28 protein-coding genes are annotated in these 26,365 nt (G+C 68.8%); 18 read left to right on the forward strand and 10 right to left on the reverse strand.

Annotated features, from left to right (window positions below; all coding sequences use genetic code 11):
- Window positions 1–119: 119 nt before the first annotated feature.
- From KF689_12580 to KF689_12590, 3 genes are all read right to left on the reverse strand, one after another.
- Window positions 120–416 carry a hypothetical protein gene (locus KF689_12580; GenBank protein ID MBX3134209.1) on the reverse strand — a complete coding sequence of 99 codons (297 nt, stop codon included), beginning with the start codon at window positions 414–416 and terminating at the stop codon, window positions 120–122.
- Window positions 416–988: an RNA polymerase sigma factor gene (locus KF689_12585; GenBank protein MBX3134210.1), complete on the reverse strand. Its 573-nt coding sequence runs from the start codon at window positions 986–988 to the stop codon at window positions 416–418. The genes KF689_12580 and KF689_12585 overlap by 1 nt, the downstream gene beginning before the upstream one ends.
- A 108-nt stretch (window positions 989–1,096) precedes the next feature.
- Entirely contained in the window at window positions 1,097–2,173 is a 1,077-nt protein-coding gene (locus tag KF689_12590; GenBank protein ID MBX3134211.1) for a CoA transferase, read from the reverse strand.
- Between the two features lie 183 nt (window positions 2,174–2,356).
- Here KF689_12590 and KF689_12595 point away from each other — a divergent pair, with 183 nt between their 5' ends.
- The 10 genes from KF689_12595 to thyX all read left to right on the forward strand — a co-directional run bounded on the left by KF689_12595 (window position 2,357) and on the right by thyX (window position 10,870).
- Window positions 2,357–2,824, forward strand: coding sequence for a hypothetical protein (locus tag KF689_12595; GenBank protein MBX3134212.1), 468 nt, complete (start codon window positions 2,357–2,359; stop codon window positions 2,822–2,824).
- A gap of 27 nt (window positions 2,825–2,851) precedes the next feature.
- Entirely contained in the window at window positions 2,852–4,027 is a 1,176-nt protein-coding gene (locus KF689_12600; protein ID MBX3134213.1) for an ArgE/DapE family deacylase, read from the forward strand.
- Window positions 4,015–4,233: a hypothetical protein gene (locus tag KF689_12605; protein MBX3134214.1), complete on the forward strand. Its 219-nt coding sequence runs from the start codon at window positions 4,015–4,017 to the stop codon at window positions 4,231–4,233. Before KF689_12600 ends, KF689_12605 begins: the two co-directional genes overlap by 13 nt.
- Window positions 4,230–4,838: a ribonuclease HI gene (locus KF689_12610; GenBank protein ID MBX3134215.1), complete on the forward strand. Its 609-nt coding sequence runs from the start codon at window positions 4,230–4,232 to the stop codon at window positions 4,836–4,838. The genes KF689_12605 and KF689_12610 overlap by 4 nt, the downstream gene beginning before the upstream one ends.
- Window positions 4,839–5,447, forward strand: coding sequence for a zinc ribbon domain-containing protein (locus KF689_12615; protein MBX3134216.1), 609 nt, complete (start codon window positions 4,839–4,841; stop codon window positions 5,445–5,447).
- A complete protein-coding gene (locus KF689_12620; GenBank protein ID MBX3134217.1) occupies window positions 5,408–6,511 on the forward strand; it encodes a hypothetical protein in 1,104 nt (367 codons plus the stop codon). Before KF689_12615 ends, KF689_12620 begins: the two co-directional genes overlap by 40 nt.
- Window positions 6,511–7,281: a hypothetical protein gene (locus tag KF689_12625; GenBank protein MBX3134218.1), complete on the forward strand. Its 771-nt coding sequence runs from the start codon at window positions 6,511–6,513 to the stop codon at window positions 7,279–7,281. The genes KF689_12620 and KF689_12625 overlap by 1 nt, the downstream gene beginning before the upstream one ends.
- Window positions 7,281–8,357 carry a phytoene/squalene synthase family protein gene (locus KF689_12630; GenBank protein ID MBX3134219.1) on the forward strand — a complete coding sequence of 359 codons (1,077 nt, stop codon included), beginning with the start codon at window positions 7,281–7,283 and terminating at the stop codon, window positions 8,355–8,357. The genes KF689_12625 and KF689_12630 overlap by 1 nt, the downstream gene beginning before the upstream one ends.
- Window positions 8,350–10,014: an FAD-binding oxidoreductase gene (locus KF689_12635; GenBank protein MBX3134220.1), complete on the forward strand. Its 1,665-nt coding sequence runs from the start codon at window positions 8,350–8,352 to the stop codon at window positions 10,012–10,014. Before KF689_12630 ends, KF689_12635 begins: the two co-directional genes overlap by 8 nt.
- Before the next feature lie 100 nt (window positions 10,015–10,114).
- A complete protein-coding gene (thyX, locus tag KF689_12640; protein MBX3134221.1) occupies window positions 10,115–10,870 on the forward strand; it encodes an FAD-dependent thymidylate synthase in 756 nt (251 codons plus the stop codon).
- On the opposite strand, the gene KF689_12645 is transcribed toward thyX, so the two are convergent.
- Both KF689_12645 and KF689_12650 read right to left on the reverse strand, forming a co-directional pair.
- The gene (locus KF689_12645; protein ID MBX3134222.1) at window positions 10,867–12,948 is read right to left on the reverse strand and encodes an elongation factor G; all 2,082 of its coding nucleotides are present in this window, start codon (window positions 12,946–12,948) and stop codon (window positions 10,867–10,869) included. The genes thyX and KF689_12645 overlap by 4 nt on opposite strands.
- Before the next feature lie 182 nt (window positions 12,949–13,130).
- On the reverse strand, window positions 13,131–13,649 hold the full coding sequence (locus KF689_12650; protein ID MBX3134223.1) for a hypothetical protein: 519 nt from the start codon (window positions 13,647–13,649) through the stop codon (window positions 13,131–13,133).
- Window positions 13,650–13,810: 161 nt separating this feature from the next.
- Here KF689_12650 and KF689_12655 point away from each other — a divergent pair, with 161 nt between their 5' ends.
- The 4 genes from KF689_12655 (at window position 13,811) to KF689_12670 (ending at window position 17,589) form a co-directional block, all read left to right on the forward strand.
- Window positions 13,811–14,761 carry a polysaccharide deacetylase family protein gene (locus KF689_12655; protein MBX3134224.1) on the forward strand — a complete coding sequence of 317 codons (951 nt, stop codon included), beginning with the start codon at window positions 13,811–13,813 and terminating at the stop codon, window positions 14,759–14,761.
- A gap of 87 nt (window positions 14,762–14,848) precedes the next feature.
- Window positions 14,849–16,093: a hypothetical protein gene (locus tag KF689_12660; GenBank protein MBX3134225.1), complete on the forward strand. Its 1,245-nt coding sequence runs from the start codon at window positions 14,849–14,851 to the stop codon at window positions 16,091–16,093.
- A gap of 286 nt (window positions 16,094–16,379) precedes the next feature.
- Window positions 16,380–17,195 (forward strand): helix-turn-helix domain-containing protein, encoded by an 816-nt coding sequence (locus tag KF689_12665; protein MBX3134226.1) that lies wholly within the window; start codon window positions 16,380–16,382, stop codon window positions 17,193–17,195.
- Window positions 17,182–17,589 carry a response regulator transcription factor gene (locus tag KF689_12670; protein ID MBX3134227.1) on the forward strand — a complete coding sequence of 136 codons (408 nt, stop codon included), beginning with the start codon at window positions 17,182–17,184 and terminating at the stop codon, window positions 17,587–17,589. Before KF689_12665 ends, KF689_12670 begins: the two co-directional genes overlap by 14 nt.
- Here KF689_12670 and KF689_12675 read toward each other — a convergent pair.
- Complete coding sequence (locus tag KF689_12675; GenBank protein MBX3134228.1) at window positions 17,586–18,182, reverse strand: hypothetical protein; 597 nt, start codon at window positions 18,180–18,182, stop codon at window positions 17,586–17,588. The genes KF689_12670 and KF689_12675 overlap by 4 nt on opposite strands.
- A gap of 45 nt (window positions 18,183–18,227) precedes the next feature.
- On the opposite strand from KF689_12675, the gene KF689_12680 reads away from it, so the two are divergent.
- Both KF689_12680 and rho read left to right on the forward strand, forming a co-directional pair.
- On the forward strand, window positions 18,228–18,416 hold the full coding sequence (locus KF689_12680; GenBank protein MBX3134229.1) for a hypothetical protein: 189 nt from the start codon (window positions 18,228–18,230) through the stop codon (window positions 18,414–18,416).
- 270 nt (window positions 18,417–18,686) lie between these two features.
- Complete coding sequence (gene rho, locus KF689_12685) at window positions 18,687–20,264, forward strand: transcription termination factor Rho (protein ID MBX3134230.1); 1,578 nt, start codon at window positions 18,687–18,689, stop codon at window positions 20,262–20,264.
- Between the two features lie 108 nt (window positions 20,265–20,372).
- Here rho and KF689_12690 read toward each other — a convergent pair whose 3' ends face one another.
- From KF689_12690 to psd, 4 genes are read right to left on the reverse strand one after another with little or no spacing between them, the layout of a single operon-like run.
- Window positions 20,373–21,755 carry a dipeptidase gene (locus KF689_12690; GenBank protein ID MBX3134231.1) on the reverse strand — a complete coding sequence of 461 codons (1,383 nt, stop codon included), beginning with the start codon at window positions 21,753–21,755 and terminating at the stop codon, window positions 20,373–20,375.
- A gap of 2 nt (window positions 21,756–21,757) precedes the next feature.
- Window positions 21,758–23,299, reverse strand: a complete 1,542-nt coding sequence (locus tag KF689_12695; protein MBX3134232.1) for a glycosyltransferase family 39 protein — start codon at window positions 23,297–23,299, stop codon at window positions 21,758–21,760.
- Window positions 23,286–23,429, reverse strand: a complete 144-nt coding sequence (locus KF689_12700; protein MBX3134233.1) for a hypothetical protein — start codon at window positions 23,427–23,429, stop codon at window positions 23,286–23,288. The genes KF689_12695 and KF689_12700 overlap by 14 nt, the downstream gene beginning before the upstream one ends.
- Window positions 23,426–24,280, reverse strand: a complete 855-nt coding sequence (gene psd, locus KF689_12705) for a phosphatidylserine decarboxylase (GenBank protein MBX3134234.1) — start codon at window positions 24,278–24,280, stop codon at window positions 23,426–23,428. Before psd ends, KF689_12700 begins: the two co-directional genes overlap by 4 nt.
- A gap of 204 nt (window positions 24,281–24,484) precedes the next feature.
- On the opposite strand from psd, the gene KF689_12710 reads away from it, so the two are divergent.
- Both KF689_12710 and KF689_12715 read left to right on the forward strand, forming a co-directional pair.
- A complete protein-coding gene (locus KF689_12710) occupies window positions 24,485–25,036 on the forward strand; it encodes a hypothetical protein (protein ID MBX3134235.1) in 552 nt (183 codons plus the stop codon).
- A gap of 99 nt (window positions 25,037–25,135) precedes the next feature.
- A complete protein-coding gene (locus KF689_12715) occupies window positions 25,136–26,335 on the forward strand; it encodes a hypothetical protein (GenBank protein MBX3134236.1) in 1,200 nt (399 codons plus the stop codon).
- The last annotated feature ends 30 nt before the right edge of the window (window positions 26,336–26,365 follow it).

The raw sequence follows: 26,365 nt of genomic DNA on the forward strand, positions 1-26,365 counted from the left end.
AAAATCTACCACGCGGCTCGTGGCGCGGAGATGCGCCGCGTCCGCAGCGAGCGATGCCGCGAAACACAAACCGGCCCCCGAGGCGGGAGCCGGTCGCGGACCTGCGGGCCAACGCAGCCTCAGTCGTCCGCGAGCTTGGCCAGGATCTGCACCGGCACGTGCGCCGGCGTGGTCATCCGACGCCGACGACCGGCCTCGGCGTTGATCTCCTTCCACAGCGCCACCTCGCGCTCGGCGCCAGAGAGTGTGGACTCCGGCACGGACTCCCCGTCGAGCCACGCGTGCACCGCCTGCGGCAGCTCGCGCGAGTCCAGCGGCACTTCGCGGTCCGTCGCCTGCGGCTCGGCCTGGGCCGGCGTACGCGGCTCGGTGGACGGCTGCGCCGCCTCGTTCCGGGGATCAATGGGGTCGTGCATCACGAGTATCGCTCCTCCAGCAGTTTCTGCAGCGCCTCTCGGGCGCGATGGACACGCATCTTCAGGGCTCCGACCGTCGCGTCGAGCAACACGGCCATCTCTTCGTACGAGCGGCCCTCGACGTGCTTCATCACGAACGCTTCCCGCAACGAGTCCGGGAGGGCCGAGAGCGCACCGTCCAGGTCGCGCCGCAGTTCCCCACGGTCCAGCTCTTCCTCAGGCGTCTCGAACCCCGACGGCTGATCGTCTTCCTCGTAGCTCAGGTGCGTGCGCCGGATGTTCTTCAGCCAATCCTTGCAGCCATTGGCCACGATCCGGAACACCCACGCGTCGAACCGGCCGCGCACTTCGGCGAGATGGTGAAACGCCTTGATGAACGACACCTGCAGGATGTCTTCCGCAACGTCCGCACTGCCCGTCATCCCGTATGCGTGGCGGTACAGCGGATCGCTGTAGCGTTCGATCAGGATGCCGAAGGCATTGCGATCCCCGGCGAGCACGCGGTCAATGACCGCTTGATCGGCGTCGAGGAGGTCGTCCGGGGGAGCGGGCTCTGTCTGCTTGGCAGGCACGACGCTAGTGTAATCCAACGCGCGCGTCGCGAACAGGGTCCGAACCTCCGAACAGCCACTCGACTCCAAGGCCGTCGCACAGCAAGGACGAAGCGACCGTGGCCCGGGTCACAGCGCGGTCACGGCGAACGAGGCCCAGCCCTTCGCGCGCACTAGCGTGCCGTGTTCGTCGAGCCGCGGCGGCGCACGGCGCACGGTACCCGGCGCCTGCGGGGCCACACCCGTGATCGGTGAAGCATCTACCTCGCGCAGGGCTTCCAGCACGGGCTTCACCACGCCGCAGGGCACCCCTGCCGCCTCGAGCACACGCATCCACTCCGCCGCCGGGCGGGTCGCGACGGCCTGCGCGATGGCCGCGACCACGGCCTCACGCCGCGCCAGTCGGCCCGCGTTCGTCGCCAACTCCGGATCGGCCGCGAGGTCCGCGAGCTCCAACGCCTGCGCACAGGCGAGCCACTGCGGGTCGCTGCCGACCGCGATGACGAGCGGCCGGTCGGCGGCATCGAAGCACTGATACGGCACGAGATTCGGGTGTGCGTTCCCCCAGCGCTTCGCCTCGCGGCCGGTCACCAACGCGTTCTGCGCGACGTTCACCAGCGCCGCCGTCGCCGAGTGCAGCAGGGAGACGGCCAGATGGCGCTCACCACGGCGCCCACCCGCCAGCGCGGCGAGGATTGCGATAGCCGCGTCCTTGCCCGCGAGTACGTCCGCGAGCGCCACGCCGACCTTCATCGGCGCGCCGTCCGCCTCGCCGGTGATGGCCATCCAACCGCTCTCAGCCTGCACCACGTAGTCGTAGCCTGGGCGCGGGCTGTGCAGGCCGAAGCCCGTGATGGTGCACCAGACGAGCCGAGGATGCGCCGCGAGCATCGCGGCAGGGCCGAGTCCGTGGCGCTCCAGCGTGCCGGGCCGGAAGTTCTCGAGCACCACGTCCGCCTCGGCGATCAGCCGCTCGAGGAGCGCCCGATCGGCGGGACGGGTGAGGTCTGCGGCGACGGACATCTTGTTGCGATTGACGGCCAGGAAGTAAGCGCTCTCACCGCGGTCATCGAAGGGCGGTCCCCAGCCGCGCGTCTCGTCGCCGCTGCCCGGACGTTCAATCTTGATTACGTCTGCGCCCAGATCGGCCAGAATCATACTGGCAAGCGGTCCGGCGAGAACTCGCGAAAGATCGAGTATTTTCACTCCGGCAAGCGGAAGTGTCGTCATATTGTTCTGATGATGTCGCTATGAGAGAGCTACTTGGTCGGCCGTACAGAGTGAGAAATGGCCTAAATTCCTACAGCGCAGTCACTTGCGTATACGCCGAAAAATCATATACTTGCCGCCGTTCATCTCGCGCAGTACCTCGCACCTGAGCTCATTCAAATGCCCGATTCCGCGAAGCCGGCTGACGCCCCCGCCGACAAGCCAGTTCCCCCGAAGCGCAGCCCCGGCCACCGCGGCCAAGACGTTCGCGACACCGTCGCCGAAATGGCGGCGAAGGCCCACGAGATCTCGCTGGAGGCCGGAAGCAAGATGGCCGCCGCGATGAAGGATGTCATCGGCGCCGCCGCCGGGCTCGTCGCCTTCTCGATCGAGTCGTCGCGCGACCTCATCCAGTTTATGGTCCGCCGCGGCCAGATGACGCAGGAAGAAGCCGACAAGCTCCTGCACGAGGCCGAAGCCGCTTGGATGAAGAAGAACAAGGGCAAGCTGCCCGCGCCCAAGGGCATCGCCTCGGCGAAGCCCGCCGCCAAGCCTGCAGCGAAGCCGGCCGCGAAGAAGGCGCCCGCTGCAAAGAAGGCTCCGGCAGCCAAGAAGCCGGCCGCCAAGAAGCCCGCCGCGAAGAAGTGACCGCCGGGGGCTCCCGTGCGGCGTGACGTGAGCGCACCGCCCGGCGATGCCCTCGCCCTCGCGCGGGCGCTCATCGCCTGCGATTCCCGCAATCCGGCCTTCGCCCCTGACGCACCGGGCGAAGGCGTCGCGGCCGAGATCCTCGCCGCCACGCTGCGCGCGTGGGGTTTCGCCGTCGACATCCTCGAAGCGGCACCGGGCCGCCCCAACGTGCTCGCACGCATCGGCGGCGGACACGGTGGACGCTCGCTGATCCTCAACGGCCACCTCGACACCGTCGGCGTCGCGGGAATGACACACGAGCCCTTCGGCGCCGAGGAGCGCGACGGCCGCCTCTACGGCCGCGGCTCGGCAGATATGAAAGCCGGCGTCGCCGCGATGTGTGCGGCCGCGCTGCGCGCGGCCGCCACGGGACTGGGAGGCGAAGTCGTCATCGCCGCCGTGGCCGACGAAGAGTGGGCCAGCATCGGCACGCGCGCGTTGCTGGAGGCAGGCGTCACGGCACACGCCGCCATCGTCACCGAACCCACGCGCTTGGCCATCTGCCCCGCGCACCGCGGCTTCGCCTGGGCGGACGTGCGTGTGCAGGGCCGCGCCGCCCACGGCTCGCGCTACGACATCGGCATCGACGCGGTCACGCACGCCGCGCTGCTGCTCGCCGAGTTGGACGCCGTTCAACGCGACGTGCTGCCCGGCATCACGCACCCGTTGCTCGGCCGCGCCTCCTTCCACGCCGGGCCCATCGCCAGCGACGGCTCGCTCAGCGCGTATCCCGAGTGGTGCACGGTGGGGCTCGAGCGTCGCACGTTGCCGGGTGAAGACGGCGCGCAGTTCACGCGCGAGATCGAAGCCGCCATCGCCCGCGTCGCCGCACGCACGCCGGACTTCCACGCCACCGTCACGCCTGGGTTGATCCAACAGCCGAACGACGTACCCGTCGATCACCCGCTGGTGACGGGCCTCGCCGCCGCGGCAGACTCGACGGGCAATGCGTCGCCTATCGAAGGGCTCTCCTGCTGGACGGACGCGGCGCTGTTCACGGCGGCAGGCATCCCGGCCATCTGCTACGGCCCGGGCGACATCGGCCTCGCCCACGCCGCCGAAGAGTACGTACCCGTAGATGAGATTCGCATCGCCACCGACGTGCTCACGCGCTTCGTCGTGGACTGGTGCGGACCCAAGGGGGTCGCGTGGGGCAGCTGAGCGTCAAGCAGTACGATGCGCTCGAGCGCGCCGTCACCAAGCAACAGCGCGTGATGGTGATGCGCCGTGGCACGGAGTACCTCGTGATCCCCGAACGCCTCACGCTCATCAAGGGCCGCGAGGCCATCATCGCGCGGCACCCGAGCACCGGCGCCTCCCTCACGCTGTACCTCGACGAAGCCGACGCGCTCGAGGTCGTGAAGTGAGCGCGGCCTGGCCACTGGTCGCGGTGTATGCCGACGAATCCTGCCTCGGTAACGGCAAGGAGGGCGCCAACCCCGGCGGTGCCGGCGTGCTGATCGAGTATCGCCATCCCGACGGCCGCATCGCACGCCGCGACCTCTGGGTGAGCGAACCGGGCACGACCAACAACAGAATGGCGCTGCGCTCGGTCATCGAGACCTTCCGCACGCTCGGCACCAAGGACCAGCGTTTCCGCGTGCAGTTCACCACCGACTCACGCTACATCGTGGACGGGATGACGCAGTGGGTGCACGGATGGGCGCGCGCCGGCTGGAAGCGCAAGACGGGCCCAATCGAGAACCTCGCGCTGTGGCACGATGCGCTCCGCGCCGCCGCGGCGCACGCGGTGGCCTGGCGTTGGGTACGCGGCCACGACGGACACCCGCAGAACGAATACGCCAACCACCTCGCCACGCGGGCGGCGGCGGACCAGACGCAGTCAGGTGGCGCCATCGACAGCGGCTTTGACGCGTGGCTGGCCGGGTATCGCGGCAAGGTCGGCGCCGTCGCGCCGTTTCCCGATGGCGAGGCCTTCAAGGCGTCGGCATCTTTGCCGCAGGTGCCCTGAATGCCCGCCGACGCGCTCGCCGCCCTCTTCCGCCGCTTGGTGCTCGCCGCCCAGCAGGCCGACGCGCTCGCCCGCCCCCTCGAGGTCGGGGAGATCCTCGACACGCTGGTGCCTTACCGCGCCGCACGCCGCGACGGCCTGCTCGACACCAACGACGACTACCTGCACGCGATGATGCGCCTGCTCGCCGGCGAAGGCGGCTTCGTCTTTGCCGACGACCTGCTGCAGGACGACCTCAAGAGCGAGCTGACCACATCGAATCCGGACCTGATGGTCCTGCGTTCGTACCACTCGGCCAAGGTGCGCCTGGCCACCGCGCGCATCCAGGAAGTGCTCGCGGGTGACACGGCCATCGACCTCCGGCCGCCGACGCCGGTGGCGACTGACATCGTGCCGCCTGTGGCCCCTGCGCCGGATCCCGGGGTACCAACAACCGAATCACCGGCGAGCGTCTGCCCGTACTGCTCGCGCGACCTCCCTGACGACCGCACGCTCAAGTACTGCCCGCACTGCGGCCTCAACCTGCGCATCCGGCGTTGTCCCGGATGCAGCGCCGAGATGGAATCCGAATGGAAGTTCTGCGTCACCTGCGGCCGATCCGCCGCCTGACATTCGCCCTCGCCGCGCTGGCCGTCGCTGCCGCGCCGGCGGACGCACAACGCACGCGCGGCCAGGCGCTGGCGGCACCGACCCAGCAGTGGCCGGTGAAGACGCGCGAGCACGTGGACCTCTGGCTGCACGCCTTCGCCTTACTGCAGGAGGACACGGCCAGCGTCCCGATCTTCGCGCGCGGCTACGCCGAGCGGATGACGATCCTCAAGAACTCACGCGGCGTGTACACGGGCTTCGACCAACAGCGCAGCGCCCTGCTCACCGACCCGGTCACGGCGAAGCACCTCCTCAACGCGCAGTTCCTGCCGCTGTACTTCGAGAACTGGCAGGAGATGAAGCAGGCCTTCGAGTTCTTCCTCCGCGCCGAGGGCGACCCGCGCCGCGCGAACAACCGCGACGTGCAGGGCATCGTGTACTTCCTCAGCCAGACCTTCCCGCGCGCCGAGGACCGCACCTGGGTCCGGAAGTTCGTGGATGCCGTGCAGGCGGAGTACGATGGCTTCTACCGGGCCTGGTGGCTGGAGGAGTTCCGCGCGCGCGAAGCCGCGCTCGCGACCGCCGACTCGCTCTGGCACTCCACGTGGCGCCCCGCCCTCCAGCGCTTCCTCGGCTACACGCGGCAGACCTCCGGCGACCTCATCTTGACGTTCACGCTCGGTGGCGAAGGTCGCGCGCTCGCGGCCGGCGCCCGTACCAACCAGTTCGCCATCGCCTTCCCGCCATCGCCGGACTCGGCCGAGGTGCTGCTCTTCACCTTCGCGCACGAGGCCGCCGGTGCGATGGCCAAGGTAGCGGTGGACGACAACCTCACCCCCGCCCAGCAGCGCCAGGGACTCGGCAACACCTATCTCTCGCACGGCCTCGTGCGCGGTGGCGCGCTGCTGGTGGAGCACGCCGTTCCGGGCGCCGGCGAGCGATACGCCCGCTGGTATCTCGCCCAGGCCGGCAAGCCCGTGCCCGACGGCGATGCGCTGGCCGCACTCGCAGAGGCATTCCCGATGCCGGACGCGATGGTGGACGAAATGCGACGACAGATCCGTCTTTCGTCGCAAGGCATCTGATGGCGGACCCCACCCCGCCAGTGTTGCACCGCGCCGCGCTCGAGCGCGTGCTGCAACGCGCCGCCGAGTTGCAGGCGGCGAGCACGGAAGTCCCCGAGACGCTCACCGAAGCGGAGCTCGTGGCGTTGGGCGCGGAGGTGGGGCTCAGTGCCTCGGCGCTGAAGCAGGCGCTGCTCGAAGAGCGGATGCGCGTGGTCCTGCCAGAGGAGCGCGGCTGGCTCGCGGCGCTGGCCGGCCCGGCGACCTTCGTGGCCACGCGCGTGGTCGCCGGCGATTCGCGCGAGGTGCTGACGAAGCTGCATCGCGTGATGGAGAGCGAAGAGAACTTGCGTGAGTTGCGGCGCTTCCCGGATCGCGTGGTCTGGGGTCCGCGCGGCGGCTTCGCCGGCGCCATCCGTGCGCTGACGCGCCTCGACGGCCGCGGCTTCCCGCTGGCGCGGGCTGACGACGTCAGTGCCACGGCCGTGGTCGCCGATGCCGGGCGCGTCCACGTGCGCCTTGAGGCGTCGCTGCGCCAGCGGCGCAGCGGCGGGGCGCAGGCGGCGGGCATCGGCTTGGTCAGCGGCGCGGGCTTGTCGGCCGTGGGCATCGCGCTCAACGCCTGGTTGCCGGTGGCGCTGGCGGTCGGCGCGGGGATCACGGCGCTGGCCGCCGTCACGGCGCGCAGTAACTATCGACGCGACGCGCACTTCACCCAGTTGGCGCTGGAGCAGATCCTCGACCGGCTGGAGTTCGGCGAGGCATCCAAGGGGAAGCTATTTTCCCTGTAATGAGCGGGACCGAACCGTACATCCCAGCAGCGGACTCCCTGGAGCGCATCCGGGCGGCAGAGACGTTCGGCAAGCGCATCTTGCCGGAGGTCTCGCGCACGTTCGCCATCAGCATCCGCTTCCTGCCTGGGGACCTCGGCCGCGCGGTGCTCACGGCCTACCTCCTCTGCCGCATCGCCGACACCATCGAGGACGACAACAGCACGCCGCCGGACGAGCGCGCGGCGCTGCTCGATGAGTTCCTGCGCACGCTCGTCGATCCCTCGGTGGCGGACGCATTCCCGGCCAGGGCCGCGCGCCTGCAGGGCGACCCCGCGCACCTGGAGCTCGTGAAGCACACGGATCTCGTGCTCGTGGGCTTTCGCGCGCTGCCCGCGCGCACGCAGGAGCGCGTCGCGCACTGGGTGCGTGAGATGGGCGTGGGGATGGCCAAGTTCGTGCGCAACTATCCGCGCGGCATCCGCATCCAGACGGCCGCCGAGTACAAGGAGTACTGCTACTACGTGGCCGGCACCGTGGGCTGTATGCTCACCGAACTCTGGCACCTGCACGCCCCGGCGGTGGGCAAGCGCGAGTTCGAGCGGCTGTGGGTGAAGTGCCAGGCCTTCGGCGAGGCGCTGCAGACGGTGAACATCCTCAAGGACATCGCGCACGACGCGCAGCACGAGAACTCCATCTACATCCCGGCGCAGGACCTGCAGGCCCAAGGCAGCTCGCACGAGACGCTGCTCTCGCCAGGGCACCTGGAGCACAACCACGCGGCGGTGCGGCGTTTCATCGAGCTGGCGCGCAGCGACCTCGACGATGCACTGGAGTACATCACGTTGATCCCGCGGCGGGCGGTGGCCATCCGCGCGTTCTGCGTGTTGCCGCTGCTCTTTGCCTACGCCACGCTGCGCGACCTCTCGGGCTCGCGTGCGATGCTGACGCCGGGCGGCCAGGTGAAGATCTCGCGCCGCGAAGTGAAGAACCTGATGGTCGTGGGATTGCTCTCGCTGCTGAGCAACGGCGCGCTGCGCCGGCTCGTCCGTCGCGTGAAGGCGCGACCCTTCACGCTCGCCGCGGTCGGTGCCTAGCGCAGCTGCAGCGGCCCTGCCGCTCACCGCCCCACCGGGCTTCCGCGGCATCTTCCGCAGCGACGACGACGCCCGCGCCGTGTACTCGGAGGCCGCGGGCATCGCCCGCATCCTCCCGCGCGCCGTGGCCGTGCCGCAGGACGCCGAGGACGTCGTCACCTTGGTGCAGTGGGCCGTCGAGACGGGCACGCCGCTGACGGCGCGCGGCGCCGGCAGCTCGATGGCCAACGGCGCGGTGGGCTCTGGCGTCATCGTGGATCTCTACCGGCTCGACACCTTCGGCCCCATCGATTCCGACACCCGCCGAGTCGTCGTCGGCCCGGCGGTGACGCGCAACCGCGTGGAGCGCGAAGCGCTGAAGCAGGCGCTGATCTTCCCCGTCGATCCCTCCAGTGGCGCCTTCGCCTCCATCGGCGGGATGTGCGCCACCAACGCCGCCGGCGCGCGCAGCGTGAAGTACGGCGCGATGCGCGCTTGGGTCACCGCACTCGACTGCGTGTTCGCCAACGGCGCGCGCGCCTGGGTGCGCCGCGGCGAGGATCCGCCGGACGACATCGGGCCGATCGGACGCTTCCTCTACGAGGCCGGCCCCGCCCTGCGCGCGCTCGACCCCGCGACGCTGCGTCACGCCGGCGTACGCAAGGAATCTTCGGGCTATGGCCTCGCCGACTGGTTGCAGAGCGGCGACCTCGTCGACGTGCTCATCGGCTCGGAGGGCACGTTGGCGATCATCGTCGGCGTCGAGTTGCGCCTCGCGCCGCTGCCGGGCGGCACGGCCGGACTGCTCGCCGGCTTCCCCGACCTCGAGGGCGCAGCGGCTGCCGCCGTGAAGCTCGCCGAGCGGGGCGCCAGCGCCGTCGAGATGCTCGACCGCAGCTTCCTCGAGATCGCCGCCAGTGCCGGCGATCCGCTGCCCGTCGCGCTACCGGCGGGCCTCGATGCGGTGCTGATTGTCGAGGTCGAGGCGGACACTCATTACAACGCTGCCGGGGCGTTGCGCGAGATGGCCGGCTGGTGCGAGGCCGGGGGCGCGACGTTCGTGGAGGAAGCCCGCGATCCGCACGAAGAGACGCGGCTGTGGCAACTACGGCACGCCGCCAGCCCCATCCTCAATCGCCTCGCGCCGCGTGTGCAGAGTATGCAGTTCATCGAGGATGCCTGTGTGCCGCCCGCGCGCTTCGCCGCGTACGTGCGCGGCGTGCGGCACGCGCTGCAGGAAGCCCGGGTGCGCGGCGTCATCTTCGGCCACGCCGGCGACGGCCACGCGCACGTGAACCCGCTGATCGACGTCCGCGACGCCGACTGGCGCGCGCGGATGGAGCAGTTGATCACCGACGTCACCGTGCTCGTCGCCTCGCTCGGTGGCACCTTGGCCGGCGAGCACGGCGACGGCCGCCTGCGCGCGGCGCTGCACGACACCGTCTGGAGCCCCGAGGCCCGAGATGCCTTTGCGGCGACCAAACAGGCCTTCGACCCGGCTGGCATCCTCAACCCCGGCGTCATCGTCCCTGCGCCGGGCGCCAAACCGCTCGAGGACATCAAGTACGACCCCGCCCTCCCCGCCCTGCCACCGGCCGCCCGCGCCGCGCTCGATGAGGTCGTCAAGACCAAGGGCTGGGGGAAGTTCAGATTAGACCTGCTTTCGCGCGGGCGATAAGTTTGATGGCGGGACGGATGACGGAGGACGGATGCCCACACCGCCGCCAACGTAGATTCGCTCCCAACAAGCGTCCGTCATCCGTCATCCGTCCCGATAAATGCCCCACTTCTTCACCGCCCCCCGCGTCACCGTGCTGGCTCGCCCCGTGTTCAGCCCGCCCGATCACCTGCCCGTCAACTGGATCGGTGAAAGCTCCGACGGCGAGAAGCTGGCGGAGTTCGCCGGACGGCTCTGCTATATGAGCCAGAAGAACCCGGCCTCACGCACCACGCAGGAGTACCTGGAGAACATCAAGAAGCAGGGGCACGGCTCGGTGTTCGAGCACGCCAACTACTCGCTGCTGCTCGAGGGCGTCTCGCGCTCGCTCACGCACGAGCTGGTGCGCCACCGCGCGGGCTTCGCGTACTCGCAGCTCTCGCAGCGCTACGTGGATGAATCCGACGCCGCCTTCGTGATCCCGCCAGCCATCATCGGCGACGACGCCTTGGTCGAAGCCTGGAAGGCGCAGATCGAGAGCGCGCAGGCCACGTACGTCGCACTCGTCGATAAGCTGATGACGCGCTACCAGTGGGTGGACGACAAGGTCCACCGCCGCAAGATGGCCCGCGAGGCCGCCCGCGGCGTGCTGCCCAACAGCACCGAGACCAAGATCGTCGTCACCGGGAACGTGCGCGCCTGGCGCACGATGCTCGAGCTGCGCTCGGCCGAGGGCGCAGAGTTCGAGATCCGGCGGATGGCACTGGCCGTGCTGCGCACGCTGCAGCAGGAAGCGCCGAGCTTCTTCAACGACTTCGAGGTCTACACGGCGGCGGACCGCGCCGAGTCAGCGCGGATTGCGTACCACAAGATCTAGGCCTGCTCCTTCACCACCTTCTGCACCACCTCCGCCGGCGCCTGCTCGTAGCCGTGCATCCGGTACCGCACCGCGCCGTGCCCGTGCGTGAGGCTCTGCAGCCGCGTGGCGTAGAGATGGAGCTCCGCCATCGGCACCACCGCCTTCACCCGCGACCCGCTGCCGTCCTCGGTCGGTTCGGTACCGAGGATGTGTCCGCGTCGTCCGCTCAAGTCGCCCAGCACGTCACCGAGGTAGGCGTCGGGCGTCTCGACCTCCACCTGCATCAGCGGCTCGAGTAGCACCGGCCGCGCCTTGGGCGCGATGGTCTTGAACGCGAGGATGCCGGCCATCCGGAAGCTGGCCTCGTTGGAATCCACCGAGTGGTACGAGCCGTCGAACACCTCGACCTCGACGTCCACCACCGGATAGCCCGCCAGCACGCCGCGTTCGGCGGCTTCCTGCACGCCCTTGTCCACGGCCGGAATGTACTGCCGCGGGATGACGCCACCGCTGATCGAATCCACGAAGCGATACCCGTTGCCGCGCGGTGCCGGCTTGATGCGAATCCAGCAGTCGCCGAACTGGCCCTTGCCGCCGGTCTGCTTCTTGTGCCGCCCTTGGCCTTCGGCTCGGCCCAGCAAGGTCTCGCGATAGGGGACGCGCGGCGGACGCAGCGTGGCCTTGGCGCCGAACTGCCGCTCGAGCCGCGCCAGCGCCACCTCGAGATGCCGCTCGCCCATTCCCTCGATGATCGTCTCGTGCGTCTCGGCTTCGTAGTGCGTCTGAATCGTCGGGTCCTCGTCGTGCAGACGGTGCAGGCCGAGCTGCAGCTTCTCCTCGTCGGCGCGTGCGGCGGCCTCGATCGCGAAGGAGACCAGCGGATCCGGGAAGGGGATCGGCGGCATCCGCACCGGATGCTCCTTGGTGGACAGCGTGTCGTTGGTGTGCGTGCCCCGCAGCTTGGCGACGCAACCGATGTCGCCGGGATAGAGTCGCGGCACCTCGAGCCGCTCCTTGCCCTGCGGGACGGCGAGGTGCGAGAGCTTCTCCGGCGCCGAGCGTGTGGCGTTGAACACTTCGTCGCCGTTCTTGACGACACCGCTGAAGGTGCGGAAGTAGCTCACCTCGCCGACGTGCGGCTCGGCCGTCGTCTTGAACACCAGTGCCGTGAACGGCGCGTCGTCGCGGGGGTGCACCTCCACGAGGTGGTCGCCCTCGGCGCCGCGGAGCCCGTGCTGCTCCTCCATCTCGTAGGCGCTGGGCATCAGCTGCACGAGGAAGTCGAGCACGGTGCGCACACCGTGGGTGAGCTGTGACGAGCAGCAGAGCAGCGGGAAGAGCTCGGCGCGCTTCATCGCCTCTTTCATCGCGCGCATCTCGTCGTCACCGGGGATCTCTTCGCCGGAGAAGAAGCGCTCGAGCAGGGCGTCGTCCGTGGCGGCGATGGCCTCGACCATCTCGGCGTGGTAACGCTCGAAGCGCGCCCGCTCGGAGTCGGGGATGGGGCCTTCTTCGTACTCGTCGGCCTTGGTGCCGGGCCGGAACGTGTGTGCCTTCTTCGTGAAGAGGTTGATGATGCCGCGGAAGTCGGACCCGGCGCCAATCGGGATTTCCACCGGAACGACCTTGGCGGTGAGTCGCTCCTTGATGTCCTCGTAGGCGGCGTCGAAGTCCGCGTGCTCCTTGTCCATCATCGTGACGACGAAGAGCACCGGATCCTTGCGGCGGATGGCCTCGCGGAACATCCGCTGGGTCCCGACCTCCACGCCGCTGGTGGCTCCGATGGTCACCAACGCGCCGTCGGCGGCCACCAAGCCGGCGATGGCGTCGCCGGCGAAGTCGGCGTAGCCCGGCGTGTCGAGCAGGTTGATCTTCGCGTCCCGCCACTCGGCGTGGGCGCAGCCCAGCGAGATGGAGTAGCCCCGCTGGGCTTCTTCTGGGGAGGCGTCGGTGAGGGCGGTGCCGTCCTTCACGGAGCCGTGTCGTCGGGAGCTGCCGGAAACAAATGCGAGCGCGTCGACCAGTGAGGTCTTCCCGCTCGCGCCGTGTCCCACGACCGCTACGTTCCGAATCTGCGCACTGTGGTATTCCCGCATCGGACAGCCCTCCTCCCGCCACGCGGCGGGCGCATCAGGGGAATCCATCTTCGCACCCTGGGCGGCGACCTGCAATCGGGTGTAACGGAGGCCCCGTGTGAGGGAATGCCGCAGCGCAATCGGAGGAAACGAAAACGGGCGCCCGCGTGCGGGGCGCCCGTCGGTCCTACATCGGCGCAGACTCAGTCTTCGTCGGTGAAGTTCTCGGCGTCGGCCTCGCGCAGCGCGGCGAGGGGATCTGACGTCCGGCTCGCGGGCGCGGCCGCAAACTGGTAGCCCAGCGCCCGGCGCGTGCCCTCGGGCCACTCGGGCATCAGCAGGCCGGCCAGCAAGCGCCGAATGCCCTGGCCGCCGTCGCGCAGGATCTCCTCGGCGGTCTCCTTCAGCACTGTCAGCGGAATCGCCAGCTCGCGGCGGATGATCTCACCCGTCTTGAGGTCCTGAAACTCCGTCGCTCCGGTGGCACCGTCGCTGGTGGACAGTCGCAGGTCGCCGGAGGCGAAGGCCGCGCCGTCGCCGGCCTTGCGGGCTTCCACCGTGGCGGCGAGGGCGAGGGCGAGCGACTCCGGCGTCGGCTCTCCATAGAGGGTCACGACGTCTCGGGTGCGGGATTCCAGCGTCTCCGCCGACGCCACCGCACTCACGCGAGCGAAGGCCGGGCCTTCGTCGGTCGTCTGATCCCACTGCACCATCACGTCCATCGCCACTCCACTTGGTGAATGCCTCGCTAGCTGTTGCTCTATCTACCCGCTAGAACCACGGGGCGTCACCACGTGTTCCGCAGGTTCCGCGAGTTCATCACTTCGTAATGCGGCGTGCAGCGGGGCGAGCGTCGCTTGGCGGGGGCAGTAGCTTTCACGTGATGCGCATCACGCGACTTGCACTCGCCAGCCTAGGCTTCGTAGCCGCAGTCCACTCGGCTGAGGCGCAGTCGTCCGCTGCCGCAGCGCCCCGCGAGCCGAATGAAATGGGCCGCATCCCCGTGCTCGAGTACCATCTGATCGGCGAGAGGGAGGGCCGTTGGGCCCGCTCGTGGGAGCGCTTTGCCCGCGACCTCGAGTTGCTGCACGCACGTGGCTACCGGCCCATCACCGTGCGGCAGCTCGTGAGCGGCGACATCGACCTCCCGGCAGGACTCTCGCCGGTGGTGATCACCTTCGATGACGCCTCGCCTGGCCAGTTTCGCTACATCGAGGAGAACGGCCAACTCCGTGTGGACCCGCGCTCGGCGGTCGGCATCTGGGACGCGTTCGCGGCGCGCCATCCGGAGTGGAAGGGCCGCGGCGTCTTCTGCGTGCTCACCGCCGCGAGCGAGGGGCACGCGCTCTTTGGCGAGCGGAACATCCAGGGCCAGCGCAGCGAGTGGCGGCATCGGAAGCTGCGCTACCTCATCGAGCAGGGTCACGAGGTCTGCAACCATACGTTGTACCACGTGAATCTCGCCCGCGCCTCGAGTGCGTTTGCGCAGGAGCAAATTGCGCGGGCGCAGTTGGCGGTGGACTCTGCCGTCAGCGGCTACCGGATGCGCACCTTCGCACTCCCGCTCGGCGAGTGGCCGGAAGACCGCAGCCTGCTTCGCTCGGGGCGTTGGCCCGATCCGCGGACCGGGCGGGTGGTGACCTACGAGATGGACGCCGTCCTGATGGTGGCCGGCGGCCCATCGCGCAGCCCCAAGGACCCGCAGTTTGACCCGATGCGCATTCCGAGAGTCCAAGTGTTCGGCGAGGAGTTGGAGCGTGTGTTGGAGCAGCTGGACCGCCCAGGGGCGCGCTATGTGAGCGCAGGCCGACGACCGGTCGGCGGCTCGCGATAGCCCAGCCCGCCCGTGTCACGCGGTGACACGCTACTTGCGGCGGTTGGCACGGATGCGCAGGTTGCGGTAACCGAATCCTGAGACTCTATGCCAATTCGACGACCCAAGGGACCCAAGCCAACGCTGCGCCATCTCGCCTTCCTTGAGGCGATGGCGATCTCGGACGAGGGTTCCCCGAGCTATCGCAAGCTGTTCGCCGGCCTTCTCACGCTTCGCCTCGTGGACGAGTGGGCGACGGAAGGCAGCCTGGTGATGCAGCCGGACGCCACGGCGCTGCAGGCCACTCGCGTGGCGATCGATGGCGTGGACGCCGACGCCGAGACGCGGGTGACGCTGACGCGCATCGTCGACGCGATGGCGATGATGCAGGACGCCGACGTGCAGCCGGTGCTCCCGCGCCTGTTCGCGTACGCGAGCATCTTGGAGAACCGCTCATCCTTTGCCTTGGCGGCCGACGTGTTCCGGGCGGTGGCCAAGCACGTGGATGCGCAGGCGCACTTCGACCTGGCATACGATGCGTGGATGAAGCAGGGCTTCTGCTTCCGGATGGTGGCGAACTTCGAGATGGCGGAACGGGGCTACTCGCAGGCCGGCCTGCTGGCCGGACGGACGCGCGACCGTGGACGCGTGCTCTTGGCGCGGATCGGTGAAGCCAAGGTGACTTGGGGCCGCGGCAACCTGCCGGAAGCGCAGGAGCAACTCGAGGCGATCGCGGCGGAGGCGGATTCGCTGGGCGACCATCGCCTGCACGCGGTGGCCCTGCACGAACTCGCGGCCGTGGCGCGCTTGCGGAACGAGATTCCGACGGCGGTGCGCCTCGCGCACGATGCGCTGCGCCGGATGACGCGCGAAGACGATCGGGAGCGCGTGCTCACGGACCTCGGCAACTTCCTTGGCTACGCGGGCGCCTTCGACACCGCGCGTGCGGCGCTTGGCTTGATCGCAGAGCGTGCGCGTACGCAGGAACTGCGATGGAACGCGCAGGTGAACTTGATGGATCTCGCCGTGCGCGAGGGCAGCGAGACACGCTTTGAGCAGCTTCGCCGTAGCATTGAACAGCTCCCGCTGTCCGGGCGAATGGCGGCGGATTTCTTCCGCGACGCGGCGCGTGGTCTTGCGCGTTTCGGCCGGATGACGGAGGCGCGTGCGGCCCTGGCGCGCTCCCGCGACATCGCGGAGCGCGCCGGGCTACACCAAGTCACGTTCGAACTTGATGCGCTCGAACGGCGACTTGATCAGGAGACTTCGCTTCAACCAATCACCCCGACGGCTGCACCCGCAGATGTGGCGGAGACCGTCGAGGCGATGGTGCGTGCGGGAGCTCTCGCCTAGGCGAGGTCCCCTGCGCATATCAGATCAAACGCCGCTGCTCGCGACGGTATCACCAGCCGGCTTCGGACCCATCGGGTTCGTGCAGGCGGTGGACGAGACGGCAGCGGCGGCGAGCAGGGCGAGGACGGCAATACGGATGGCGCGCATTTGGTAGCTCCGAGTGAGTGTATGCGTGGACGACTGACTCGAAGCTATCCACTTAACGCGGTTATGTACCTGTCATTTTGTGCCAAAAAATAGCTATTTTGTGCCACACTGCTAGTGGCGCGGTCTTCTGGGAGGCTCAATGAACGTCGCAGCTTGTGTGGAACCGCAAAAACTCGCGCGCCTTCGCGGTGCCGTGGGCGATTCGCATCATCTGCACGTCGCACTCGACTGGGATCACGCCAACAGCATCGTGCGGCGCCAACCAGTCGATGTGTTCGTCGTGGACCCGCAGTTCGCCTCCGGCGGCGAGGCCCGCACCGAAGCCATTCGCTCGCTCCGGGCCTCGTACCGCTCGGTGCCCTTCGTCGTGTACTCCGTCCTGGCGGCACAGACGCTGCGACCGCTGGTGGAACTGGGCCGCGAAGGACTCGAACAGCTCGTGCTTTACGGCGTGGACGACGACCCGCGGCACCTGCGGCGGATCCTCGAGCGCCAGCCCGGGGTGAAGCTCGCCGAAGACCTGCAGCGACGCATTCAGCCGCAGTTGCGCGAGACGCCACCCGAAGTGTCACGGGCGATCGAGCGCGTGATCCACACCCCCGCGGCGTTCAAGGGCGTGCCCGACCTCGCCGCCGCGGCCAACGTCTCGCGGCGGACGATCTATCGCGAGTGCGAGCGCGCTGGCCTCGCCTCCCCGCGCGAAATTATCGCCGCCGCACGCGTGCTGCGGGCCTACGCCTTCCTGCGCGAGAGCGACTACGCGATCGAGGATGTCGCCGCACACCTGCGCTTCTCGAGCCCGCATCACCTCACGAAGACGATGCGCTGGGCCTGCGGGATGACGACCGCGCGGGCACGGGACCGCATCACGCCTGAGGACTTCGTGTCGATGCTCGTCGAGCGGCTGGTGCCGCCGCCGGGTGCCGCGCGTGCCCCTGACGATGCCGACGACTGAGACTCGCGGCCACCTGCTGGTGGTGGAAGATGACCCCGCCGTGGCGCGGGTCATCTCGACCATCCTCACGCGCGATGGCTTCAGCGTCGTGACGGCCCTCTCGGGCACGGACGCGATGCAGTTGCTCGACGAACGCTTCGACGCGATGGTCCTGGACCTGCGGCTGCCCGGGATGCGCGGCGATGCCTTCTACTACGCTGCCACGGCGCGCCAGCCCTGGCTCACGACCCGCGTGCTCTTCCTCTCCGGCTATATCGATGAAACAGCCGAGATGATCATCGCCGAGACCGGCTGCCGTGGGATGCAGAAGCCCTTCGAGATCCCGCTGTTCCTCGAGGCGATGCGGGCGATGGCGCCGGTGCGCCGTGCCACGCCGCTGCCGCGCGTCGGTTAGGCGCGCCAGTTCTTCAGCGTCGCCAGCGCCGACGCCAACGCGTCCTTCTCGCGGGCATCGGTGGCGGTAGCCATCAACAACTCGTAGGTGCCGATGGCGAGCTTCAGCGCGACCGGATCGTTCTCGGCGCTGGCGACGCTGGCGGCATTGTCGGCCATCGCGGCGTGGGCCAGCTTGTCCTCCGGGAAGCGCGTGGCCACCTGCTGCCAGCGAGTCATCCGCCCGCGCGCTGACGACTCGGTGAGCGCCCAAAGGTGCCAGGCGGCGCGATTCTGCGGATCGGCCGCCAATGCACGGCCGGCAATCTCCCCGACCACATCCGGCCCACGGCCCGTCAGCCAGTAGGCGTTGGCGAGGGCGACCAGGGCCTCGGCGTTCTCGGGGTCGCGCTCGACCACCCGCTCGTAAACCGGGCCGGCCACCTCGTGCAGCTCGCGGTATGGCTCCACCGCCGCGACCAGCACCGCGGTGGAGGCCGTCGCGGCACACACCGCGTCAAGCGCGGCGAGCAACTTGGCGATATCTCCATCGTGCCGATATGCTTTCACCGCGACCGCGACGGCGGCGCGCGCATCCTGCGTAGATTGGACCATACCCTAAAGTTATCGGACCCCCTTGCGCTCGGCACCGGAGACGGCGTGGAAGGAACCCCCAAGAAGTCCCTGCAGCACACGCTCAACAACCCGCTGGCGGGCCTGCTCGCGGAGCTCCAACTGCTGGAGATGGAAGACCTTCCCGATGGGCACCGGGCGGCCGTGGAGCGCTGCGTGGCCCTCACCCGGCGGCTCGTGGAGATTGTCCGGAACGAGGTGCCGCCCGAGCTGTAGCGCAATACCACGAACCCCCCTGCGGGCCAGAGGGTTGCCAAACAGGACCTGAACCCGCATACTGAATCAACCGCCCGTCGCGGTGAGGCCCTTTGCCCACCCGGACGGCCGCGCTCTCAAACGCTCCCCCGTCGCGCCCATCGCGCGACGTCCCTCGGCCAGATGTGCCGGGATTCGGCTGGAATGCGTCGGGACGCATTGCTTACATCACATCGCTGGCCCGCGGGAATAGCTCCGCAACGACCCTTTAGTGGTCCTACACCCCTCTGAATGACAGATAGTCCCCGTACTCCCCGTCGCGGGCGCGGCCGTCCGCGCCGCGGCGCCGCGCCGGATGTCCCCTCGGACGCCGATCCGTACCTCGAGTCCAGCGGCGCCGAGCAGGACGCCTCCTCCCCGTCCGCCGATCGCAGTGAAGCGTCGCCGCGTGAGGCGACGCCGCGCGAGGCGGCCCCCTCGGACAACGGCCACGACGCGCCCAGTGGCGACGCTGCCGCCGAGCGCGCCGACGGAGAGGCCAACGGCCGCGAGGGTCGTCCGTGGCAGGACCGCGGTGACCGTGGCGACCGCCCGGAACGCGGAGGCCGAGGGCGACGCGGCCGGCGCCAGCGCGGACGGGGGCGTGGACGCGATCGTGGCGATCGCCCCGATCGTCCGGACCGGCGAGACCGCCAGCCCAACGGCAACGACGGGCGCGAGTTCGACAGCACGCCCCCAGTCATCCTGGTGGTGGATGGCGAGACCAGCGGGTGGTTTGACCCCGCGCGTGACGCCGGATTCATCCGCCGCGCCGAGTTCAGCTACCTGAACGAAGCCGGCGACGCTTGGGTCCCGCAGCACCTGGTGAAGCAGTACGGCCTGCGCCGCGGCGACCTGATCGAGGCCCGCACCGGCCGCGATGCGCGAGGCCGACTCGCCGTCGCCGAGATCGTGAGCATCAACGGCGGCGAGCCGGTCGAAGGGCAGAAGCGCCCCGAGTTCCAGACGCTCACCGCCTCGTATCCGGATCGGCGCCTGACGCTGGAGACCGGACGGCCGGCCAAGGGAGGCCCCGAACTCACGCGCCGCGCCATCGACCTCATCGCCCCGATCGGCTTCGGCCAGCGCGCCCTGATCGTGGCCCCGGCCCGCGCCGGCAAGACGATGCTGATGCACGCCATCACCGAAGGCATCGCCATCAACCATCCGACGGCCACGCTGCTGATCCTCCTCGTGGACGAGCGGCCGGAAGAAGTCAGCGAAGCCATCTCCTGGGGCGTGGGCGAAGTGGTCGCCAGCTCCTTCGACCAGCCGGCCAAGCGGCACGTCGAAGTCGTGGAGATGGTGATCGAGCGGTCGCGACGCCTCGTCGAGCAGGGCAAGGACGTGATTATCGTGCTCGACTCGCTGACGCGAATGGCGCGCGCCTTCAACACCGCCGAGCGCGGCACCGGCCGGACGCTCTCCGGCGGCCTCGACACCTCGGCGATGGCCAAGCCCAAGGCCTTCTTCGGCTCGGCGCGCAACATCCTCCCGCAGCACGGCGGCGGCTCGCTGACGATCATCGCCACCGCGCTGGTGGAGACCGGCTCGCGGATGGACGACGTGATCTTCGAGGAGTTCAAGGGCACGGGCAACTGCGAGATCAAGCTCGACCGCTCGCTGGCCGAGAAGCGCATCTTCCCGGCCTTCGACATCGCGACCAGCGGCACGCGCCGCGAGGAGAAGCTCTACAAGGTGGAGCAGATCGACGCGATCTACACGCTGCGCCGCGGCCTCCAGCAGATGCCGCCGCAGGCGGCGATGGAATGGCTGATCAAGCGGATCGCGGGGACGACGAGCAACGACGCGCTGTTGGCAGGGCTGTAGACGGCGAACTTCTGACGGATGACGGATGACGGATGCAAAGGCGGAACGGCGCGAGGCAGATTGCTCTCGCGCCGTTCTAGCATTCGTCATCCGTCATCCGTCCAAAACTCACCCCTTGGCCAACTCGTCCCACAGGGACGCAACCGCCCGCATCCCCTTCGTAAAGTTCTCCACCGCCATCCACTCGTCGGGCGCGTGGGCGTTCTCGCCGGGGAGGCCGAAGCCGATGAGGAGCACGGGGGCGCCGAGGATCTGGGCGAAGTCGTTGACGACGGGAATCGAGCCGCCTTCGCCGGTGATCACCGGAGCGCGACCGAAGGCGGACTCGAGGGCACGCGCAGCCGCGTCGTAGATCGGGCCGTCGAGCTCGGCACGCCAGGGATGGCCGCCGTGCAGCTCGGTCACCTTCACGCTGATGCCCTTGGGTGCGTGCTTGCGCACGTGGCGCTCGACGAGCTTGGCGATCGCCTTCGGGTCTTGGTCCGGCACGAGACGGCAACTGACCTTGAGCATCGCCTGGCCGGGCAGCACGGTCTTGGCGCCTTCGCCGGTGTAGCCGCTGAGCAGGCCGTTCACTTCGCAGGTGGGACGTGTCCAGAGCTTCTCGAGCGTGGTGTAGCCCGGCTCGCCGCCGAGGTCCGTGACGCCGAGCTGCGCCTTGAACTCGGCTTCGTCGAACGGCAGCTCACGCATCCCGACGCGCACGGCATCCGGAAACGGGCGCACGGCATCGTAGAAGCCATCAATGGCGATGCGACCGTCGGCGTCGTGGAAGCTCGCGACGATGCGCGCGAGCGCGGCGGCCGGATTCACGACGGCGCCACCGTACATCCCCGAATGCAGGTCGGAGTTCGGACCGGTGACGTCCAGCTGCAGGTAGGCGAGGCCGCGCAGCGAGCTGAGGATGCTGGGAATGCCCGGCGCAAACATCGTCGAGTCGGAGATGACGACGGCGTCGCACTTGAGGCGTTCGCGGTGCGCCTTCACGAAATCGGCGAGGTGCTCGGAACCGACTTCTTCCTCCCCTTCCGCGAGCACGACCACATTCACCGGCAGCGTGCCGCGCGTGGCGAGATGTGCCTCGAGCGCCCCGATGTGCAGCCAGAGCTGGCCTTTGTCGTCGACGCTGCCGCGCGCGAAGATCTTGCCGTCGCGGATGGTAGGCTCGAAGGCCGGTGAGGTCCACAGCTCGAGCGGCTCAGCCGGCTGGACGTCATAGTGCCCGTAGATGAGCACCGTCGGTGCGCCGGCCGGCGCCTTGCGCCACTCGGCGAGCACGATGGGATGCCCCGGCGTCTCGAGCGTCTCGACCGTCATTCCGATGCGGGCACACTGGCCGTGGAACCAGGCCGCCGCCGCCTGCATATCGGCCTTGTGCTCCGAGCGCGCCGAGACGGATGGGATGCGCAGGAAGGCGAAGAGGTCGTCGAGCAGGCGCTGGTCGTTGGCGTCGAGCCAGGCCGAGAGTTGCGGATCAAGTGACGCGGACATTGTCAGGGACGGACGAGAGGATCGTTGGGATCGGCGGGCCAGCTGCCCCGCCACGAGGTGAGCGTCCAGCTGCGACGCTGGGCCACGGCTTGGCCGCGGTGCTCGACGGCGATGACGTCACCGCGCGCGGCAGATTCGAAGTGCGGGCGCAGCGTCTCGATCAGCGCCGGGTTCGCCGAGGTGTCGGGCAGCACGAGTACCAGCGATGCGCCGGTGATGGCAACGTCCGTGAAGCGCGGCCAGAGATCGTATTGGTTGCGGCGTCCACCAGTGTTGATGGCGGAGACTGTTGGACGACCGTCGCCGTACCACGCCATCAGTGCGGCATCCTGGTACCGCGTCGCGGCGAGAAACGCTCGGCCCGGGCCCACCGACTCTGCGGCACGCTCGGCGCCCGCCGCCAGCGCGGACCAACCGTAGAGTCGGTTGGCGGGATCGCGCCGCGGCGCGATCGGCAGGAAGGGCCAGGCAACGTGCACGAGCACGAGCGCCGTAAGCGCGCCCGACAGCCAGACGGCGCGGCGCTCCCACACGCTACGGGCGGCGGAAGATCCCGCAGCAAGCAGCGCCAACGCGGGCAGCCAGGCGATGGCAGGCCAGTTGGCCTCGACGGACTTTCGCGTCGCGCTGTAGACGAAGAACCCGAGGCAGAACACGGCGCTGATGGCCAGCAGGAAGCGTCGCGCCTCCTGCTTGGGATCCATCGCACGGTGAATGGCGTGCAGCAGCAGCACGAAGAGGATCGGCGTGACGAGCGCCGCCTGACCGCCGAGGAGGTCGAGCTCGCGCTGCCACCAGCTTCCGCGTGCTGTGCTGCCGAGTCCGTGCCCAAGCTGGAAGCGGAACGCGATCCAGTCGTGCGTGGCGTTCCAGTGCAGCACGGGCAGCATCACCAGCGACGCAACGGCGACGGCCAGGTACGGTCCGGGGCGCCGGAGCTGCGAGCGCAGTCCGGGATGCACGATGATCGCGAGCGTGGCGGCCATCGGCAGGAGCACGGCGGTGAACTTGGACGCCATCGCGATGCCGATGGCGACGCCGGCGCCGACCCAGGCGCCGAGCGCCGCTGCGCGCGATGCCGCGGGGTCGAGCGCACGGAGGAGTAAGGCCAGCGTCATTGCCAACGCGGCGAGTAGCGGCGCGTCCGGCGTTGCCAGCACGAAGCCGACGGTGAAAGGAGTCGCCGCCAGCAGCAGCGAGGCAAATCGTGCGGCCGCCGCGCCGGCGAGCCGCTCCGCGACATCCATCAACGCAAACGCCGCGACGGCGCCGCAGAGCACGGGAAACAACCGCACGCCAAGCGTAGTGTCGCCGAAGAGCGCGGTGCCATAGGCGATGAGCCAGGCGATGACGGGCGGATGGTCGAAGTAGCCGAAGGCTAGGTGCCGCGACCACTCCCAGTAGTAGGCCTCGTCGGCGACGAGCGGAAGCGAAGCCGCCAACACGAGGCGCAGGGCCGTCGCCGCCAGCACGATGGCGCCGGCGTGTTGCCGCAGGGTGGTGTCGGAGGCTGTCATCGTCGGCGGCGCGTCAGAGGTCGGCACAGGACTTGTTGATCTGCCGACAATCATCGCAGATGAGCTTGCACTTGCGCCAGCGCAACGCCGTGCTGCCGCAGTAGTCGCAGGTCTCGCCTGTGGCGGGCCCGTCGGGTTGTGCGGTCGCGTCGCTCATCGTGCGAGCGAGGCCATCGCCTCGCCCATCCGCGTGGGACGTGCCGGCGCCCATCCGTCGGTGAAGCGCACACCCGGCGCCGGAAACAGCATCACGACGGTGGAGCCGAGCAGAAAGCGTCCCATCTCGGCGCCCTGCGCGAGTTCGACCGCATCGGCTCCGCGCTCGGCGTACTCCCAACTGCGCACGATGCCCGGCCGCGGTGGGTTCACAACGCCGTGCCAAATGGTGGCCATACTGCCGACAATCGTCGCGCCGACGAGCACCAGCGCGAAGGGGCCGAAGGCCGTCTCGAAGTGGCAGACGACGCGCTCGTTGCGCGCGAAGAGTCCCGGCACACCCGCGACCGTCGCGGGGTTCACCGAGAACAGGTCGCCCGGCACGTGCACCATCTGTGTGAGGCGTCCGGCCACCGGCATATGGATGCGGTGGTAGTCGCGCGGGCTGAGGTAGATCGTCGCGAAGCTGCCGCCGAGGAAGCGTGCGGCTCGGGCGGCATCCCCGCCGAGCAGCGCCGTGGCCGTGTAGTCGTGGCCCTTGGCCTGCACGAGTCGTTCGCCGTCGAGCGCGCCGACGACGCTCACGGCGCCATCTACCGGGCAGACGAAGTCCGCTTGTGCGAGCGGGCGCGCACCCGCGCGCAGCGGGCGCGTGAAGAACTCGTTGAAGCTCGCGTAGCTGGCCGGATCGGGATTCGCGGCCTCGGCCATCTCGACGCCGTAGCGCTTCGCGAACCAGCGGATTGCGGCAGTGGTCACGCCGCCGAGCTCGGCGCTCGCGAAGGCACCGGCACAGACCGTAAGGAGCCGCTTTGGCAGGACGTATTGGAGCGTGACGAACGGAGAGGGCACGGGGGATGCTGTAGAGGACCTTGATTCCTAAAGCTATCGCGACGCGAGGCAGATATGCTCGCAAGTCCCGCGGACCAGAGCCGATGTGCAGCTCGTCCCGCGCGGGGCACGGTCGGTCCCGTAGCGCTGGGATCTCCCGTCCCTGTGCCGGATGCTTCCAGCAGACTGTAGTCTCACGGGCCAACTTCTCTCCAGGTCGCTCCGATGCACGCTCGTCCTGCTATCCCATTTCTCGTGGCGGCGAGCGCGTTGCTCACCGGGCTTGGGTGTGCCCAGGAACCGACCGGGCCGAGCCGCCAGTTCGCGATTCCGGCGAATCCCAAGCTGATTGCCGAGGCCACCGCGTGGGACGGCGCGATGCACGTAGACTGCTGGATCGATTTCTCGGTGCATCTCGAGCCCCGCGGCGACCATTGGTTCGGCACGTGGGGCGGCGAGGCGCACCGCAAGGCGGTCGATGCAACCGGGGCCGGCGTGGCGTACTTCGCTGACGCGTTCAGCCAAGTCCGCGTCGACGTCAGCCCGACCGGTGCCGTGACGTTGGCGACCTACCGCGATGATGCACTGCTGTCGCCCTCAGGCGACAGCCGCTTCTGGGACGGCATCCTGGAGTTCCGCGGGAGGATGGTTCCGGTGGAGCATCCGATCATCGCGGAGGGCGAGTGGTCGTGCCGGCCGATGGATACGCACGATGATAGCATCGGGACGGTGACGGGCATCTGGCAGCTCGTGCGGGAGTACGCGCCGCCGGGTTGAGTGGTACCCGTACACGTTTGCTCGGAGTGACCGCTACCCCTACGTTCTGTTCAGAGGGCAGACCGCACCGCAGCTTCGGCCAGACTTCACCGAGAGAAGATGCAACTGCAGCGCAACAGCGTGCTCGCCGGATGGCGTTGGGGCTCGCTCGCACTCGTAGGGCTTTCAGTCGGCTTGTCGACCCCCGCGCGCGGTGGCGCACAGGCACGAGTCACCATCGATTTCGCCAGCCACGATGCGCGCACGCTACGGCTTGGAGCGCCAGTCTACGCCGCCGCCGAGGATTCTGACGATCGCCCGGAAGCAATGTTCCAATCGATCGCGACGGCGTTTCGCCTCCGCGATGGTCGGCTCATCGTGGCGGACGCTTCGACACGTCGGTTGGCGCTTTACGACCAATCTGGAATCGTCGTCGGGGTCTGGGGAAGGACTGGCGCAGGTCCGGGCGAACGGAGGTCGTTGACCTGGGCCGTGCCTTGGGGTCGTGATTCCGTGATGGTCTACGATCGAAGCCTCCGGCGTCTTACGCTCTACTACGAGGGTGAGGCGGACAACCTGTGGACGCTTGACAGCTTTGGACCCTTCGAGACGCCGACAGACGCCGTCGGTCTGCTTGCGAACGGTACTCTCATCCTGCAGCGCTCCATCGAATTGCCATCGACCGCAGGAAGCGCCAGGAGCCGAGATGTGCTGCTTGCGGCGGACCTCGAGTCCAAGCGTATCCGGCAGATTGCCACCGTCGACGGCGATGAGCAGTTCTTTCGTCGGAGCTCGACAGGCGGTCGCATTCTCGGGACGCCGCCAATCCGGCGCTCCACGGTCGTGGCCGTCGGGCAGGCGGTCGTCGCCGTGGGTGACTCAGATTCCGGACTTGTTCGCGTCGTGAATTTGGCATCGGGGAACCAGACAGAAATCTACGTTCGCGATGGAAACAGAACGTTGACCGAAGCTGGAATCCAGGCGCGTCTGGATGAAATCCTCAGGGAGCGCCCAACCGCCGTGTCGCCGCAGTGGGAACGACTTCAGCGGGAAATGATCTCCGCACAACGGTTCCCGGCGTTCGGCGATGTGCGAATGGACGGCGAAGATCGTGTCTGGATTCAGCGCTGGGATAGGGCGCGGCAAGGAGGCCAGTCCTGGCTCGTACTGGACCTCTCCAACAACCGTCGGTATGCCATAGACCTCCCTCGTTATTGCCGACCGACGCAGATCGTATCCTCACTTCTCACTTGCGTGAACTACGATCCGAGTGAATTGCAGTCCGCACGGTCATTCCGTTTGGAGGAGTCCTCACGCTAGCGAAGCGCGGCAATCGGGCCCGCCAAAGTA

The sequence above is a fragment of the Gemmatimonadaceae bacterium genome (assembly GCA_019637355.1).
In the GTDB taxonomy this organism is placed as follows: Bacteria; Gemmatimonadota; Gemmatimonadetes; order Gemmatimonadales; family Gemmatimonadaceae; genus Pseudogemmatithrix.

Excerpts from the sequence above, each read along its gene's own strand:
- KF689_12580 (MBX3134209.1), bottom strand. The coding sequence starts at position 416 with ATGCACGACCCCATTGATCCCCGGAACGAGGCGGCGCAGCCGTCCACC.
- KF689_12595 (MBX3134212.1), top strand. The coding sequence starts at position 2,357 with ATGCCCGATTCCGCGAAGCCGGCTGACGCCCCCGCCGACAAGCCAGTT.
- KF689_12615 (MBX3134216.1), top strand. The coding sequence starts at position 4,839 with ATGCCCGCCGACGCGCTCGCCGCCCTCTTCCGCCGCTTGGTGCTCGCC.
- KF689_12620 (MBX3134217.1), top strand. The coding sequence starts at position 5,408 with ATGGAAGTTCTGCGTCACCTGCGGCCGATCCGCCGCCTGACATTCGCC.
- KF689_12625 (MBX3134218.1), top strand. The coding sequence starts at position 6,511 with ATGGCGGACCCCACCCCGCCAGTGTTGCACCGCGCCGCGCTCGAGCGC.
- KF689_12630 (MBX3134219.1), top strand. The coding sequence starts at position 7,281 with ATGAGCGGGACCGAACCGTACATCCCAGCAGCGGACTCCCTGGAGCGC.
- thyX (MBX3134221.1), top strand. The coding sequence starts at position 10,115 with ATGCCCCACTTCTTCACCGCCCCCCGCGTCACCGTGCTGGCTCGCCCC.
- KF689_12645 (MBX3134222.1), bottom strand. The coding sequence starts at position 12,948 with ATGCGGGAATACCACAGTGCGCAGATTCGGAACGTAGCGGTCGTGGGA.
- KF689_12650 (MBX3134223.1), bottom strand. The coding sequence starts at position 13,649 with ATGGACGTGATGGTGCAGTGGGATCAGACGACCGACGAAGGCCCGGCC.
- KF689_12655 (MBX3134224.1), top strand. The coding sequence starts at position 13,811 with ATGCGCATCACGCGACTTGCACTCGCCAGCCTAGGCTTCGTAGCCGCA.
- KF689_12660 (MBX3134225.1), top strand. The coding sequence starts at position 14,849 with ATGCCAATTCGACGACCCAAGGGACCCAAGCCAACGCTGCGCCATCTC.
- KF689_12665 (MBX3134226.1), top strand. The coding sequence starts at position 16,380 with ATGAACGTCGCAGCTTGTGTGGAACCGCAAAAACTCGCGCGCCTTCGC.
- KF689_12670 (MBX3134227.1), top strand. The coding sequence starts at position 17,182 with ATGCCGACGACTGAGACTCGCGGCCACCTGCTGGTGGTGGAAGATGAC.
- KF689_12675 (MBX3134228.1), bottom strand. The coding sequence starts at position 18,182 with ATGGTCCAATCTACGCAGGATGCGCGCGCCGCCGTCGCGGTCGCGGTG.
- rho (MBX3134230.1), top strand. The coding sequence starts at position 18,687 with ATGACAGATAGTCCCCGTACTCCCCGTCGCGGGCGCGGCCGTCCGCGC.
- KF689_12690 (MBX3134231.1), bottom strand. The coding sequence starts at position 21,755 with ATGTCCGCGTCACTTGATCCGCAACTCTCGGCCTGGCTCGACGCCAAC.
- KF689_12700 (MBX3134233.1), bottom strand. The coding sequence starts at position 23,429 with ATGAGCGACGCGACCGCACAACCCGACGGGCCCGCCACAGGCGAGACC.
- KF689_12710 (MBX3134235.1), top strand. The coding sequence starts at position 24,485 with ATGCACGCTCGTCCTGCTATCCCATTTCTCGTGGCGGCGAGCGCGTTG.
- KF689_12715 (MBX3134236.1), top strand. The coding sequence starts at position 25,136 with ATGCAACTGCAGCGCAACAGCGTGCTCGCCGGATGGCGTTGGGGCTCG.